Below are 13,751 nucleotides of genomic sequence, written 5' to 3'. Positions count from 1 at the left end.
GACATACAGAATCCATTTCCCCCCGCCGCGCTACAGAACTTTTCCTAATGCGATTCCCGTGAGGAAGGTCCCCGTCCGCGGCACCGCCGATGCTGGCAGCAGAGTCGCAAGCTTGCTGCCAAGCCATTGTTAATTCAGGAACTTTTCCCTTCACAAACGGTTCGCCCCTGCGCCATGCTGGGGACGGGCACGGCCAGCGCGGACCCGGCCGGAAGATGCCGGGCCGCCAGCAGGGAGCCGCCATGCGGACCGCAGACGGATGCCGGAAGCACCGATGCCGGAAGCAGGGCGCGGAAGCCGGGCCGCCACCGGGTCAACCGCCTGAAACGGACATGCCTGGGAGAGACGTGAATGACGGGACCGCGCACACCGATCACGAAGCCGCTTGCCACCCCCGCCGGGGCCAGTTCCGCCGGAATCGACGGGGGCGACCTGCACCGCCAGCTCCGTGGCTACCGCCTGACGACGGCGGAGATCCTCTACCACATGCCCGACCACCCCGGCCTGTTGCAGAGCTTCGTCTGGCAGAATCTGGACATCGCCCCGCGATTCCCGGTGCTGAAGCGGTTCCTGGACTTCTGGAGCCGGGAGATCGACGGCAAGCTGCACAGCGTCCGCATCGCCAGCCTGGGCCTCGTCTCCGCGGGTGATCTCCGGCACCTGGGCGCGGACCTGCGCCTGCAATAGGGCGGGGCGCGCCCGCCTGGGACGCAGCGCTCCGGGGTGTGCCGGGCACGGGGCCGGCCGCGGGAGGTCGGGGGACGGTCCCCGACCTCAGCCGGCCTTGCGGCGGGGTGGCTTCGCGGTCCGGGTGTCGGTGTCGGGGTCGGCCAGGGCGTCCAGCAGGGACTGCCGGATCTGGGTCAGCTTCGCCTCGTGCGTCACCTTCAGGCCGAACACGTCCTTCACGTAGAAGACGTCCACCGCCATGTTGCCGTAGGTCGCCACCTTGGCCGAGGCGATCTGGAGGTTCAGCCCGGTCAGGGCGCGGGTGACGGCGTAGAGCAGGCCCGGCCGGTCGGGGCCGTTCACCTCGACCACCGTGTGGGCGGTGGAGGCGGTGTTGTCCACCAGCACGCGCGGCGGCACCTTGAAGACGCGGGCCCGGCTGGGCAGCGTGGCGGAGCGGCGCTTCGCCAGCTCGTCCGCCATGCGCAGCTCCCCGGCCAGCGCCTTCTCCACCAGCGCCGCCAGCCGCGCCAGCTTGTCCGGGCTCTCGAAGCTGCCGCCGTGCGCGGCGTGGACGGAGAAGACGTCCAGCGCCATGCCGTTGCTCATGGTGAAGATGCGGGCGTCCACGATGGTCGCCCCGGCCAGGGCCAGCGCCCCGGCCAGACGGGAGAACAGGCCCGGATGGTCGGCGGTGTAGACCGTCACGTCGGTGACGCCGCGCTCCCGGTCCACCCGGGTGTCCAGCGTCAGCGGCGCCCGCCCGGCGTCGGCCTGCCGCATCAGGCGGGCGTGCCGGGCCAGCGTCTGGGTGTCGAAGGCCAGCCAGTAGTGCGGATAGCCGTAGCCCAGGTGGGCGTCCACTGCTTCCGCCGGCCAGTCGGACAGCGCGTCCCTCAGCGCGGCCTGCACGGCCGAAACGCGGCGCTCGCGGCCGTCGTCGAAGACGCTGCCGGACATCATCTCCTTCGCCCGCCAGTAGAGCTGGCGCAGCAGCGTCGCCTTCCAGCCGTTCCAGCGGCCGGGACCGACGGCGCGGATGTCGGCCACGGTCAGGCAGAGCAGCAGCTTCAGGCGCTCCGGGCTCTGCACCAGGGCGACGAAGTCGCGCACGGTCTTCTCGTCGTCCAGGTCGCGCTTGAAGGCGGTGGAGGACATGATCAGGTGCCAGCGCACCAGCCAGGCCACCGTCTCCGTCTCCTCCTCCGTCATGCCCAGGCGGGGGCAGAGCTTCTCCGCCACCTTGGCGCCCAGCACGGAGTGGTCGCCGCCGCGGCCCTTGGCGATGTCGTGCAGCATCATGGCGACGTAGAGGGCGCGGCGCGAGCTGACGGTGTGGATCACCTCCGACGCCAGCGGTACCTCGTCATTCAGCGCCCCCGACTCGATCCGGTGCAGGATTCCCAACGCGAACAGCGTGTGCTCGTCCACCGTGAAGGTGTGGTACATGTCGAACTGCATCAGCGCCACGATGCGCCCGAAATCGGGCACGAAGCGCGCCAGCACGCCGGCTTCGCTCATCCGTCGCAGGATGATCTCCGGGTCCTTCTCCCCGGTCAGGATGTCCAGGAACAGGCGGTTCGCCTCGGGGTCCTCGCGCAGCTTCGGCCCGATGGCGGAGAGCGCGCGGGTGATGGCGCGCAGGGCGTTGGGATGGATGTCCAGGTCGGTCGCCTGGGCCAGATGGAACAGCCGGATCATGTCCAGCGGGCGGTCGCGGAACTGCCGCTCGTGCCGGATGTTCAGGCGGCCGGCATCGACCTGGAAGCCATCGACCCCGCCGCTGCGGCTGAACGCCTTGCGCAGGAAGGCGAAACGCGGCGGCCGCCGGCTCTCCTGCTCCAGGTTGGCGCAGAAGATGCGGGTCAGGTCGCCCACGTCCTTGGCGGTCAGGAAGAAGTGCTTCATGAACCGCTCGGCGCCCGAGGTGCCGGCATGGTCGGTATAGCCCAGCCGGCGGGCGATCTCCGCCTGCACGTCGAAGGTCAGCCGGTCCTCCTGCCGGCCGGTCAGGTAGTGCAGATGGCAGCGCGCGGTCCACAGGAAGTTCTGCGCCTTGGCGAAGCGCTGCGCCTCCTCCGGCAGCAGCACGCCCTGCGCCACCAGATCCTCCACATCGTCCACCTGATAGGCGTACTTGGCGATCCAGAACAGCGTGTGCAGGTCGCGCAGGCCGCCCTTGCCCTCCTTCAGGTTCGGCTCCAGCACGTAGCGGCTGTCATTGACCTTCAGGTGGCGTGCGTCGCGCTCGGCCAGCTTCGCCTCGATGAAGGCAGAGGCGGTGTTGGCCGCCACCTCGCGGGCGAAGCGCTTCTTCATCTCCCCGAACAGGGCGGCCTCGCCCCACAGGAAGCGGGATTCCAGCAGCGCCGTGCGGATCGTCACGTCGTCGCGGGACAGGCGGATGCAGTCGTCCGCGCTGCGCACGGCATGGCCGACCTTCCAGCCCAGGTCCCACAGCATGTAGAGCATGTATTCGACAAGCTGCTCCACCCGCGGCGTGCGCTTGTAGGGCAGCAGGAACAGCAGGTCGATGTCGGAGGCGGGCGCCAGCTCGCTGCGGCCGTAGCCGCCGGTGGCGGCCAGGGCGAAGCGTTCGCCCGGCGTCGCCACCGCGACCGGATAGGCGTGGTGGATGGCGAAATCGGCCAGTGCCTGGATGATGGCGTCGGCCAGCCGGGCCGTGGCGCGCACGCAGTCATCGCCGCGGCCGCCGGCCTCGAAGCGGCTGCGGATGGCGCGGCGGCCCTCCTCCAGCGCGCCTTTCAGCACCTCCAGCACGGCGCCGCGCAGGGCGTCGGCACCGCGGTTGTCCTCCCCCGGGCGGCCGCTGGTGACGATCAGCGCCGACAGGCGCCGGGAGATCGCGGCCCGGCCAGGCACGCCGGAGCGCTCACGCGGGCCATGGTCGGACGGGGACGGCCTGTCGGCCAGGGCGGCAGGAAGCGTGTCGGGCATGGGGACGGGATCTGCGGCGCCGGGGTGGCCGGACGGTCGGTGGGGATTATGCCACGGAAATGGGAGCCGCACGGTCCTGTTCCAGTCCGCAGTCATGCAACCGGCGCGCCGCTCCCCCGCCCGGAGCGCCGCAGCATGGGCGGAACCGGGGCAGGGGCCGGAGGGGAATGCGGCCGCCGGCCGCGGGTCAGCCCAGCAGCACGGGCAGCTTCGCCTCCCGCGACAGCCGCCGGGCGTTGGATCGGGTCGCCTTGTGGTAGGGGGCCAGCCCCAGCCGGGCGATGCGGTCGGTGGCCAGCGTCAGCCGCGCCACCGCGGCTTCGGCCGCGTCCAGCGAGGCTTCGGCGAAGCGCTGCTGCGCCTGCATCAGGTCGGGGGCTCCGCGCGCCGTGGCGGCGGCCAGCGTGGCTTCCTGGGCGGCGGCGCACTGCCGGCCCGACCAGTGCCAGAACGCCTCATGCACGGCGCCCCAGCCCTCGACCATGGCGAAGCCGGCGGCGCTGGCCGCCTCCAGCTTCTCCCAGCCCATCAGGCGGAATTCGGGGTCCATCAGGCGGGAGGGCTCGGCCGCGGCCTGGGCCAGCCGGGTCAGCCGCAGCGCCACGGTCTGCTGCGCCGCCAGCGCCGTCTCCCCCAGCACCATCGCCGTGGTCGTCAGCTCGGCCGCGATCTGGGCCGTCCGCATCGGCAGGGTCGTCGCCATGGCCTCATCCTCTCCCGCGTCGCCGCGTCCTTCGGATCGACGCGGCCCCGCGCCATGGCGGGACCGCCTCCCGCCGGCATCATGGCGCACCATGCTGCACCGCACAATGCCCGGGACAGGGAAACCCGCCGCACCGGCCCCGGGTTCCATGCTCCGGGTTCCGTGCTCCGGATTCCATGCTCCGGATTCCGGTCCGGCCGGCGCGGCGGCGCTCCAGCGGATGGTGCGCCCGTCAGTGCGCCGCGTCCAGGGCCCGGCGCAGGTCGGCGATCAGGTCGGCCGGGTCCTCCAGCCCGACGGACAGGCGCAGCGTGCCGGGGGAGATGCCCAGCTCCGCCTTCTCCTCCGCGCTCAGGCGCTGGTGGGTGGTGGTGGCGGGGTGGGTGATCAGGCTCTTGGCGTCGCCCAGATTGTTGGAGATCAGGATCAGCCCCAGCGCGTTCATGGTGCGGAAGGCGCGGGCCTTGGTCTCCTCCCCGTCGCCGCGCAGGTCGAAGGCGACCAGCGGCCCGCCGCCCGCCATCTGGCGCGCCGCGAGATCGTGCTGCGGATGGCTGGGCAGGCCGGGATAGGCCACCCGCGCCACGGCCGGGTGGCCTTCCAGGAAGCGGGCCACGGCCAGCGCGCCCTCGCACTGGGCGCGCACCCGCAGCTCCAGCGTCTCCAGACCCTTCAGCAGCACCCAGGCGTTGAACGGGCTCATGGCCGGGCCGGTGTGGCGCAGGAAGACGGCCAGCGTCGCCGCCACCTCGCCGTCGCACAGGATTGCGCCGCCCAGGCAGCGGCCCTGGCCGTCGATGTGCTTGGTCGCGGAATAGACGACGACATCCACCCCGAAGGCGCGCGGCTTCTGGAGCACGGGCGTGGCGAAGACGTTGTCCACGATCACCTTCGCCCCGGCCGCGTGGGCCAGCGCCGTGACATGGGCCAGATCCACCACCTCCAGGCAGGGATTGCTGGGCGTCTCCAGGAACACCAGGTCCGCCGGCCGCGCCAGCGCCCGCTCCCAGCCGGCGCGGTCGGTGGCGTCCACCAGCTCGGTCGTGATGCCGTAGCGGGGGGCGAGGTCCTTGACGATGTAGAGGCAGGAGCCGAACAGGGCGCGCGAGGCGACGATGCGCCCGCCGGCCCCGACCAGCGCCATCACCGCGGCGAACACGGCCGCCATGCCCGAGGCGGTGGCGAAACAGCGTCCGTACCCCTCATAGGCCGCGAGGCGGTCCTCGAACATGGCGACGGTGGGGTTGCGGAAGCGGGAATAGACGAAGCGGCTGCCGTCGTTGGCGAAGGCGTGCTCGGCCGCCTCGGCCGAGCCGTAGACGTAGCCGGAGGTCATGAACAGGGCTTCGCTCGTCTCCTCGAAGCCGCTGCGCCGCGTGCCCGCATGGATCAGCGTCGTGCGCGGGTGCCAGCCGTCCGGTCCGGCCGTGTCCGCGGGACGGGGGGCGGGAGCCCCGGAAGCGGGGGTGTTCGGGGAAGTGTCGTCCATGTCGGTCCTCCGGAAACGAAAAAGGCCCCGACCGGCGGATCGAGGCCCTGACCGCGGGAGAGACCCCCGGCGGAGGAACGGCATCGACCTTTTAGCAGCTTCTTTACCGTGGCCTGCAAGCCGGTCCGCAACTCGCCACGGCAGGCAGGGTGGGCCGGCCCGGCCCGCCCTGTCAAGCGGCAGGCGGCAGGGCCGGCACCGCTCGCTCCGCCGGGCCGGGTCCGCCGTTGCCCGGACCCGGTTTCCGTGCTAGTCCCCCGGCCGGCGCGCCGCTTCCGGGCGCCGGATCCTGACCGCGACACGACACTTCCCGGGGAGTCTTTGGCCCATGACCGACGAAACCGCCGCCAACGGTGACAACGAAGCCGGCCGGCAGTCCCAGTCCAGCTCCCTGCCGCTGGTCGTCAATGCCCAGTACGTCAAGGACTTCTCCTTCGAGAACCCGAACGCGCCGCAGAGCCTGATGGCCGATCAGGGCCAGCCCAAGATCGACCTCCAGGTGGACGTGCAGGCGCGCGGCCTGAACGACACCGTGTCCGAGGTGGTGCTGTCGATGCGCGCCGAGGCCACCCGCAACGACCGCACGGCCTTCATCGTCGAGCTGTCCTATGCCGGCATCTTCACCCTGCCGGCGCAGATCCCGGCGGAGCAGGCCCGCGCCATCCTGCTGATCGAGGCGCCGCGGCTGCTGTTCCCGTTCGCCCGCCAGATCGTCGCCGAGGCGACGCAGAACGGCGGTTATCCGCCGCTGATGCTCCAGCCGCTGGACTTCGTGGACCTGTACCGCCGCCAGGTGCTGAACCGCGGCAGCAACGGTGAAGTCGGGCACGCCTGACGGCGGCCCGCAGGGGTTAGGCCCGGCCTTCCCGCGGCGGTTCAGCCGCGGGCGGCCAGGGCGGCGATCACCTCGCCCAGCCGGGGCCAGTCGATCGGCTTCGTCAGATACTCGTCGAACAGCCGGGCGCGCAGGTGGCGGGCCCGGTTCTCCGGCAGCGCGTCCGCCGTCAGCGCCACGATCGGCAGCCGGCAGAGCGGTTCGGGCAGGTCGCGGATGACGCCGGCCGCCGTGTCGCCGTCCATCTCCGGCATCTGCATGTCCATCAGGACGACGTCGTAGCGCTCACGCTGCACCGCCTCCACCGCCTCGCGGCCGTTGGCCACGGCGTCGGGGCGGAAGCCCATCCGTTCCAGCATGGTGGTGATGAGCAGGCGGTTGACGGGGTTGTCCTCCGCCAGCAGCACCCGCGCGCCGCTGGCGCGGCCCTCCTCCGCGGCGACCTCGACCGTCTCCTCCGCCGGCTCGGCGGCGGGGCCGGCCATGCGGACGGTGAACCAGAAGACGGAACCGCGGCGGGGCTCGCTGCGCACCCCGATCTCGCCGCCCATCATGGTGACCAGCCGCTTGCAGATCGCCAGCCCCAGCCCGGTGCCGCCGAAGCGCCGGGTGGTGGAGGCATCGGCCTGGGTGAAGGATTCGAACAGCATCGGCACCACGTCCGGCGGAATGCCGATGCCGGTGTCCTCGACCTCGAAGCGCAGCAGCCAGGAACCAGACTCCTCCCGCTTCGCCTCGGCGCGCAGCTCGATGCTGCCGGCCGGGGTGAACTTCACGGCGTTGCCGACCAGGTTCATCAGCACCTGCCGCAGCCGCGTCGGGTCGCCCGTCAGCTCCGTCGGCAGGCGGTTCTTCTGGCGCCGGTCGGGCTGGCGCACCCGCAGCTCCACCCCCTTCTGCGAGGCGGCCGGGGCGAACAGGTCGATCACGTCGTCCAGCAGGGCCTGGAGCCGGACCGGGATCGCCTCGATCACCAGTTGGCCGGCCTCGATCTTGGAGAAGTCCAGGATGTCGTTCAGCACCACCAGCAGCGCGTCGGCGGAGGAGTGCAGCGTCTCCAGATAGCGGCGCTGGTCGCTGGTCACGGTGGTGCCCAGCAAGAGGTCGATCATGCCGATGACGCCGGTCATCGGCGTCCGCAGCTCGTGGCTCATCACCGCCAGGAAGCGGGACTTGGCGCGGCTGGCCGCTTCCGCCGCGTCGCGCGCGGTCTGAAGCTCCAGCGCCAGCGCCGTCATCTCCGCCGCCTGCCGCTCCAGCCGGTCGCGCGCCTCCTCCAGCTCCAGTTCGCGCTGCTTGCGGTCGGTGATGTCCTGCAAGGCGCCGACATACTTCACCAGCTCGCCGCGGTCGTCGTAGACCGGGCCGCCGACCTCGCGGACATAGCGGGTCTGCCCGTCGGGGCGCAGGATGCGGTACTCGACGACATAGGTGCGGCGCGACCGCGCCACGTCCAGCGCATGGGTGCGGTAGTAGTCGCGGTCCTCCGGCTGGATCCAGCGGAGCTGCTGTTCGAAGCTGCCCAGCGTCTCCAGATACTCCTCCACGGTGACGCCGCGGATGGCCGCCAGCTCGGGCGAGCAGTAGGTGGTCCAGGCCAGCCGCCGGTCCCAGACCCAGTAGCCCAGCCCGGCCAGGCTGGCGGAATAGCGCAGCATCGCCTCGCGCGACTGGAGTTCCGCCTCGGCCCGCTTCTGCTCCTCGATGTCGATGACGATGCCGTTGAAGCGGACCTCGTCCGGCCCCACCCGGACCGGCCGCGACACGGCCCGCCACCAGCGCACCGAGCCGTCGGGCAGGATGAAGCGGCCCTCGAACGACCAGTCGGTCTCGCGCAGGACCGCGTCGGCGATGGTCCGGCGCCAGCGGTCCTGGTCCTCCGGATGGATCGGCAGCAGCGACCAGTCGCGCACCAGATCCTCCGGCGCGATGCCGTACATCTCCCGCGAGCGGGGGCTGACATAGCTGTAGCCGTGAACCCCTCCGGTGCGCTCGTACCACTGGTAGACCAGCCCCGGCACGGTGCTGACCAGATCGCGGAAGCGCGCCTCGCTGGCGGCCAGGGCGTCCTCGGCGCGGGCGCGCTCGGTCACGTCCATGACGATGGACTGCAAGGCCGGGCCGTCCAGCCAGTCCACCGCCCGCACCGCCACCTCGATCCAGATGCGCGTCCCGTCATGGCGCAGGGCGGCGACGCGGCTGCGCTGGAACGACCCGCCCTCGCGCAGCAGCCGGTCCAGGCTGCGCCGGGCCAGTCCCTTGTTCTCCGGCGGAATGATGAAGTCCAGCGAGCCTTCCTTCAGCAGCGCCTCGGCCGTGTCGAAACCGAAGATGCCGGCGAAGGACTGGTTGGCGTACAGGACGTCGAAGCCGCGATGGATGACGATGCCCTGCAACGATCCGTCGATCAGGTCGCGCAGCCGCCGCTCGCTGGTGCGCAGGGCGGTCACGTCCACCACCAGCGAGACATGGCCGCCGGCGCCGGTGCGGTGCTCGGCCACGCGGATGATGCGGTCCTTGCCCAGGGCCGTCTCGAACGGCGGGCCGGGGTTGCGGTGCCGGTGCAGCCGGTCGGTCAGCCACGCCTCCGCCCGCTCCGGCGGGATCGGCAGGGTGCCGCTGGCCATCAGGTTGCGCATCACCGCCTCGAAGGTGATGCCCGGCCGCACGAAGGGCGCCAGCTCGGGGAAGAAGTCCAGGAAGCGCTGGTTGAACAGCATCACCCGGTCCTCGGCGTCGTACAGGATCAGGCCGTCCTTCAGCCGCTCCAGCCCGTCGATCAGATGGGTCGCGGCCTCCTGCGCCATGGAGGCGGGCGGCGGCAGCAGCGACACCAGCAGCACCTCGCCCTCCTTGCGCAGGCGCAGCGTGCCGGCGGCGCCGGGCAGCACGATCTCCTTGTGCAGCCGCGGCCCGCTGAAGAAGGCGGTGATGCGTTCGGCCTGCGGCGCCAGCACCGGCATCTGCCGCAGCGGCAGCCCGATGCGGGCGCCGAGCTGCTGCCGCGCCGCCTTGTTCCCGGCGGCGACCGTCAGGCCGCAGGGGCAGGGCACCAGAGCGGCCAGCGGTTCGGTGGACATCTCGGCCAGGGCCGCCAGCAGGCCGGGATTCCCGGACTTGGCGGGCGTCGCCGGCGCTGCCGGCGGGGCCGTGCCGCCCCCCTCGCCGGCACCGGCCGGGGCGCAGTCGGGCGGGCACTCGGTCAGGCGACGGGACTTCGGCATGGCGGCAACCCTGTCCCGTCACGGGACACCAAGGGGCGGAAAGGGGAACGATAAGCCATGGACCGGCCGCCGGGGGAGTCGCAAACGGAGGGGGTACGGCGGGCGCGGGAGCGGCCGGCCCGGTCGAAGGAGGCCGGCTCAGGGCACCGGGCCCGGGGGCAGTCCGGCGGGATCAGCCCTTGCGGGAGAGCAGTTCCGTCAGGCGGGCGGCCAGCGCGTCCTCCGCCTCGCCGTCGCAGCGCTCGGCCAGGGGCGTGTCACCCAGCACCTTCGCCAGGGCGGCGCTGCGGGCCTGGCGCGGGGCGGCCAGCACCACCTGCCAGGCGCCGGGAGCGGCCTTCAGGGCGGTCGCGGCTTCCGCCGCGGTGGCGGCCGGCGTGACCTCCCAGCCGCGCTGCTCCAGCGTCGCGGCCAGCGCATCGCCGGCGGGATCGACCAGCAGCAGGCGCGGGCAGGTCCGGCCCCGCTCCCGCGGCAGGCCGTCGGCCAGCGTCAGGGCCTCCCCCGCGGCCTGCCGGATGCGGCGCGCGAAGTCGCGCTCCGGCCCCTCGGGCAGGTCCTCGACCAGCAGCAGGGCATAGCCCATGATGGCGTTCAGGTGGTTCAGCAGGTCGTGCCGCACCGAAGGGGGACGCTCAGCGGGCAAGGCCCATCTCCACCGCTCGCATGGCGGCCTGGGTGCGGTTCTTGGCGCCCAGCTTGCGGCAGAGGCCGCGCACATGCAGCTTCACCGTCACCTCCTCCAGGCTCAGCGCCCGGGCGATCTCCTTGTTGGAGCAGCCCTTGAGGAGGAAATCCAGGACCTCGCGCTCGCGCCGGGTGAAACTGGCGCCGCCGGCGAGCGGAGAGTCGGGTTCGGGGGCGGCGGCCCCCTCCGGCACGAAGGTCTGGCCGGCGACAAGGCGTGAGATCGCCTCCACCAGCGCCGTGCCGGGCAGTGTCTTGGGCAGGAAACCGACGGCGCCGAAGGCCAGGGCGGCGCGCACATCCTCCGGCGAGGCCTCGCCGGACATCAGCGCCACCTTCACACCGGGATGGCTGGTGCGCAGCCGCACCAGACCCTCCAGCCCGTTCATGCCGGGCATGCGCAGGTCCAGCAGGACCAGCTCGATGCCGCGGTGCCGGGCCAGGGCGGTCACCGCCGCGTCGACGGAGCCGACCCCCAGCACCTCGGTTCCCGGTGATGCCCGCTCGATATGCGATCGAAGCGCATCCCGGAGCAGGTCGTGGTCGTCCGCGATCAGCAGCCGCATGGTTCCGCAGGGGCCGGACAGGTGGTGGTCACGGTTCCTTCATACCACAGGGCTTAGCCGAATGGGATAGAATAATGGTAGAAATTCCCCGCGCGGCTGAGATCATCGCGGGAAAGCACCGGCCCGGCTTCCCGCCCCCGGCGCTCGCCCCGGCCGCCCGCGGCGGTCGCGTGTCTCAGCCGCCTGCGGCGGTCGCCTGTCTCAGCCGCCTGCGGCGGCGGCACGCGGCGGCGGGTTCTCGACGGTCACCTCGATCCGGCGGTTCTGCAACCGGCCGGCCTGTGTCTCGTTGCTGGCGACCGGCACTTCCTCGCCCAGGCCGCGGGTGGTGATGCGGGCAGCCTGGATGCCCTGCTCCACCAGGAAGTCGCGCACCGCCTCTGCCCGCCGCTGCGACAGACGCTCGTTGTATTCGGCCGCCCCCTGGGAGTCGGTGTGGCCCTCGATCAGGACGGCGCGGTCCGGCTGGCTGCGCAGATACTCGGCCAGCGGCCGCAGCCGCTGCCGGTCGCCCGGCGACAGGGTGGCCGAATCCAGGTCGAAGTTGATGTTGCTGAGCGTCAGCACGGTGCCGGCCTCGGTCTCCCGCGCCTGATACTGCTGGAGCTGGGATTCGAGCTGCTGGATGCGCTGGCGGTCCTCCTCGGCCACGTTCTGGGCCAGCGCGAGCTGGTCCTCGCGGGCGGAGCGCAGGATGGATTCGCGCTGGGCCACCAGATCCTGCCGCTCCTGCCGGAAGCGGGCGGCCTCGGCCTCGGCGCGCGCCGTCTGCAACCGCACCTCCGCCAGATAGGTCAGGTGCTCCAGTTCCTCTTCCTCGGCGCTGCCCAGGCGGGACTGCGCCCGCTCGACGCTGCGCTCGGCCTCCTGGAAGGCGACGGGGGCCTGGGCCGCGACGTTCGCGGTGCGGGCATCGGCCAGTTCCTGCTGCACGCGCGCCAGCGGCGGGTAACTCTCGGGCGCGGACGCGCAGGCGGCCAGCAGAACCAGGGCCGCGGCGGCCGGCAGCGGGCGGAGGCGGCGGCGCGGATCGGGACGGGTGGTCATGGCGGGGATCTCCGGTGGTCGGACGGGGCTGGGGACGGGGGCGGGGGGCTCGGCAGTGCGGATCAGCGGCCGGGCGGCGTCACCGGGGCGGCGCCCGTGCTTCCGGTCGGGCTCCCGGCTCCCGTGTCCCCGGTCCCCCTGCTGCCGGTTCCGGAATTCCCGGCCGCGCCGCGGCGTCCGGCGGCGAGGCCGACCTCGCTCTCCAGCGTCTGGATGGTGCGGGCCACATCCTCCCGCGCGGCCTGCGCCTCGGCCGCATTGCTGCGCGCTCGCGCCAGCCGGACCATGGCGAGGGACTCCTCGGCCAGACGGGAGGCGGCCCCGGTGCGCTCGTCGCGCCAGGCCGCCTGCGCCTGGTCCAGCCGCTCGCGGGCCTGCTGCATCTCCACCGGCGCGTAGCGGTTCACCGTCTGCGGGTCCACGCCCTGGATCGCGGCCTCCGCCGCCGACAGGCTGGGCGGCGGCGTGTCCGGGGTGGAGGAACAGGCGGCCAGCAGCAGTACCGCCGCCAGCGGGGCGGCAACGGCCAAGCGGCCACGCGCCCGACAGGCGGTGGGGGGGATGGCCAGGGCGAGGGACGGGGCGAGGAGGGACGGACGGGTCATCGGCGGCTCCGGTCTGGTCGGCAGCCATCTCGAACGGCGGCCGCGCGCCGCCGGGAGGCTGCCCGATGTCGCCGTCTGCAACCGCCGCCGCGGGGAAAAGGTTCCGAGCTACCCCGGACGGGGCGTCCGCTGCGCCGTCCGGGGGCAGTCAGTCCGGGGGGCAGTCAGTCCGGGGGGGCAGTCAGTCCGTGGGGCGTCAGTCCGCCCGGAACCAGCCGGTCAACGACAGCCGCGGGCCGCCGGCGAAGGCGCTGACCTGCGTCACCAGATGCGGCGTCGGTACCCGGAACAGGCCCAGCAGGTTGAAGCCGGGCACCCAGGCCCCGGTCACCTCTCCTGCCTCGGAGAGGAACTGGAGCTGGCCGCCCCAGTCGGCCCGCCAGTCCCGGCTCAGGTTCAGGACATAGGCGACGCGGCGGTCCTCGCCGGGGCCGTTGCCGTCGCCGTGGCGGGTCAGGAAATGCCCCGGCGCATAGAGGGCGGCCTGGGAGTCCGCGTGCCGGATGGCGGGATCGCCGCTGATCCGGCGCACCAGATCCAGCACCGCCGGGCTGTTCAGGAAGGCGAAGGCCGCGGCCAGCAGCGGCGCCACCGGCTGGCCTGCCCGCATCGCCGCGACATAGGGGAAGCTGCTGTAGAGGAACTGCATCTGTCCGCGCGCCCGCTCCAGCACCCCGGCCAGGAGCTGCTGCTGCCCCTGCGGGCCCAGCGCCTGCATCTGCGCCCCGTCCAGCAGGGCGAGCTGCGGCCCGTCATTGAAGAACAGGTGCCAGGGCACCTGGGTCAGCAGGGTCTCGCGCAGGCGCTCGGCGCCGTCGTCCGCCAGCACGCCGGGCACGCGCACGCGGCCGTCGCGGGCGAAGGCGGCGGTCAGCGCCTCCAGGTCGGGCCGCTCGGCCAGCCGGAACGCGGCGCTCTCCGGGGTCGGGACGGGTTCGGTCATGGGCCACCTCCAGCGGCACGATAGC

At 72.6% G+C, this 13,751-nt stretch carries 11 protein-coding genes and 1 riboswitch; of the genes, 2 read left to right on the top strand and 9 right to left on the bottom strand.

Annotation, left to right across the window (positions count from 1 at the left end):
• Positions 1–351: 351 nt before the first annotated feature.
• Complete coding sequence (locus tag ACFQPS_RS12905) at positions 352–687, top strand: usg protein (RefSeq protein ID WP_417715198.1); 336 nt, start codon at positions 352–354, stop codon at positions 685–687.
• Between the two features lie 87 nt (positions 688–774).
• On the opposite strand, the gene ACFQPS_RS12900 is transcribed toward ACFQPS_RS12905, so the two are convergent.
• The 3 genes from ACFQPS_RS12900 to metZ all read right to left on the bottom strand — a co-directional run bounded on the left by ACFQPS_RS12900 (position 775) and on the right by metZ (position 5,819).
• Positions 775–3,627 (bottom strand): [protein-PII] uridylyltransferase, encoded by a 2,853-nt coding sequence (locus tag ACFQPS_RS12900; protein ID WP_377359556.1) that lies wholly within the window; start codon positions 3,625–3,627, stop codon positions 775–777.
• A 187-nt stretch (positions 3,628–3,814) separates the two neighbouring features.
• Positions 3,815–4,330, bottom strand: coding sequence for a hypothetical protein (locus ACFQPS_RS12895; protein WP_377359554.1), 516 nt, complete (start codon positions 4,328–4,330; stop codon positions 3,815–3,817).
• Between the two features lie 232 nt (positions 4,331–4,562).
• Positions 4,563–5,819 (bottom strand): O-succinylhomoserine sulfhydrylase, encoded by a 1,257-nt coding sequence (metZ, locus tag ACFQPS_RS12890; RefSeq protein ID WP_377359552.1) that lies wholly within the window; start codon positions 5,817–5,819, stop codon positions 4,563–4,565.
• 71 nt (positions 5,820–5,890) lie between these two features.
• Positions 5,891–5,968, bottom strand: a riboswitch (SAM riboswitch).
• A gap of 179 nt (positions 5,969–6,147) precedes the next feature.
• Between metZ and secB the strand changes: the two genes are divergently transcribed.
• Entirely contained in the window at positions 6,148–6,654 is a 507-nt protein-coding gene (secB, locus tag ACFQPS_RS12885; RefSeq protein WP_377359550.1) for a protein-export chaperone SecB, read from the top strand.
• Between the two features lie 41 nt (positions 6,655–6,695).
• Here the strand turns inward: secB and ACFQPS_RS12880 are convergent, their stop codons facing one another.
• The 6 genes from ACFQPS_RS12880 to ACFQPS_RS12855 all read right to left on the bottom strand — a co-directional run bounded on the left by ACFQPS_RS12880 (position 6,696) and on the right by ACFQPS_RS12855 (position 13,726).
• Positions 6,696–9,878, bottom strand: coding sequence for a PAS domain S-box protein (locus tag ACFQPS_RS12880; RefSeq protein WP_377359549.1), 3,183 nt, complete (start codon positions 9,876–9,878; stop codon positions 6,696–6,698).
• A 172-nt stretch (positions 9,879–10,050) separates the two neighbouring features.
• Positions 10,051–10,524 carry a histidine kinase gene (locus tag ACFQPS_RS12875; protein WP_377359547.1) on the bottom strand — a complete coding sequence of 158 codons (474 nt, stop codon included), beginning with the start codon at positions 10,522–10,524 and terminating at the stop codon, positions 10,051–10,053.
• Positions 10,514–11,131 carry a response regulator gene (locus ACFQPS_RS12870; protein ID WP_377359546.1) on the bottom strand — a complete coding sequence of 206 codons (618 nt, stop codon included), beginning with the start codon at positions 11,129–11,131 and terminating at the stop codon, positions 10,514–10,516. Before ACFQPS_RS12870 ends, ACFQPS_RS12875 begins: the two co-directional genes overlap by 11 nt.
• A gap of 201 nt (positions 11,132–11,332) precedes the next feature.
• Entirely contained in the window at positions 11,333–12,178 is an 846-nt protein-coding gene (locus ACFQPS_RS12865) for an OmpA family protein (protein ID WP_377359544.1), read from the bottom strand.
• Positions 12,179–12,240: 62 nt separating this feature from the next.
• The gene (locus ACFQPS_RS12860; RefSeq protein WP_377359542.1) at positions 12,241–12,783 is read right to left on the bottom strand and encodes a DUF4398 domain-containing protein; all 543 of its coding nucleotides are present in this window, start codon (positions 12,781–12,783) and stop codon (positions 12,241–12,243) included.
• 196 nt (positions 12,784–12,979) lie between these two features.
• A complete protein-coding gene (locus ACFQPS_RS12855; protein ID WP_377359541.1) occupies positions 12,980–13,726 on the bottom strand; it encodes a 2OG-Fe(II) oxygenase in 747 nt (248 codons plus the stop codon).
• Positions 13,727–13,751 lie beyond the last annotated feature (25 nt).

It is taken from the genome of Rhodocista pekingensis (assembly GCF_042665545.1).
Lineage (GTDB): Bacteria > Pseudomonadota > Alphaproteobacteria > Azospirillales > Azospirillaceae > Rhodocista > Rhodocista pekingensis.
This window is presented reverse-complemented; position numbering and strand designations above follow the sequence as displayed.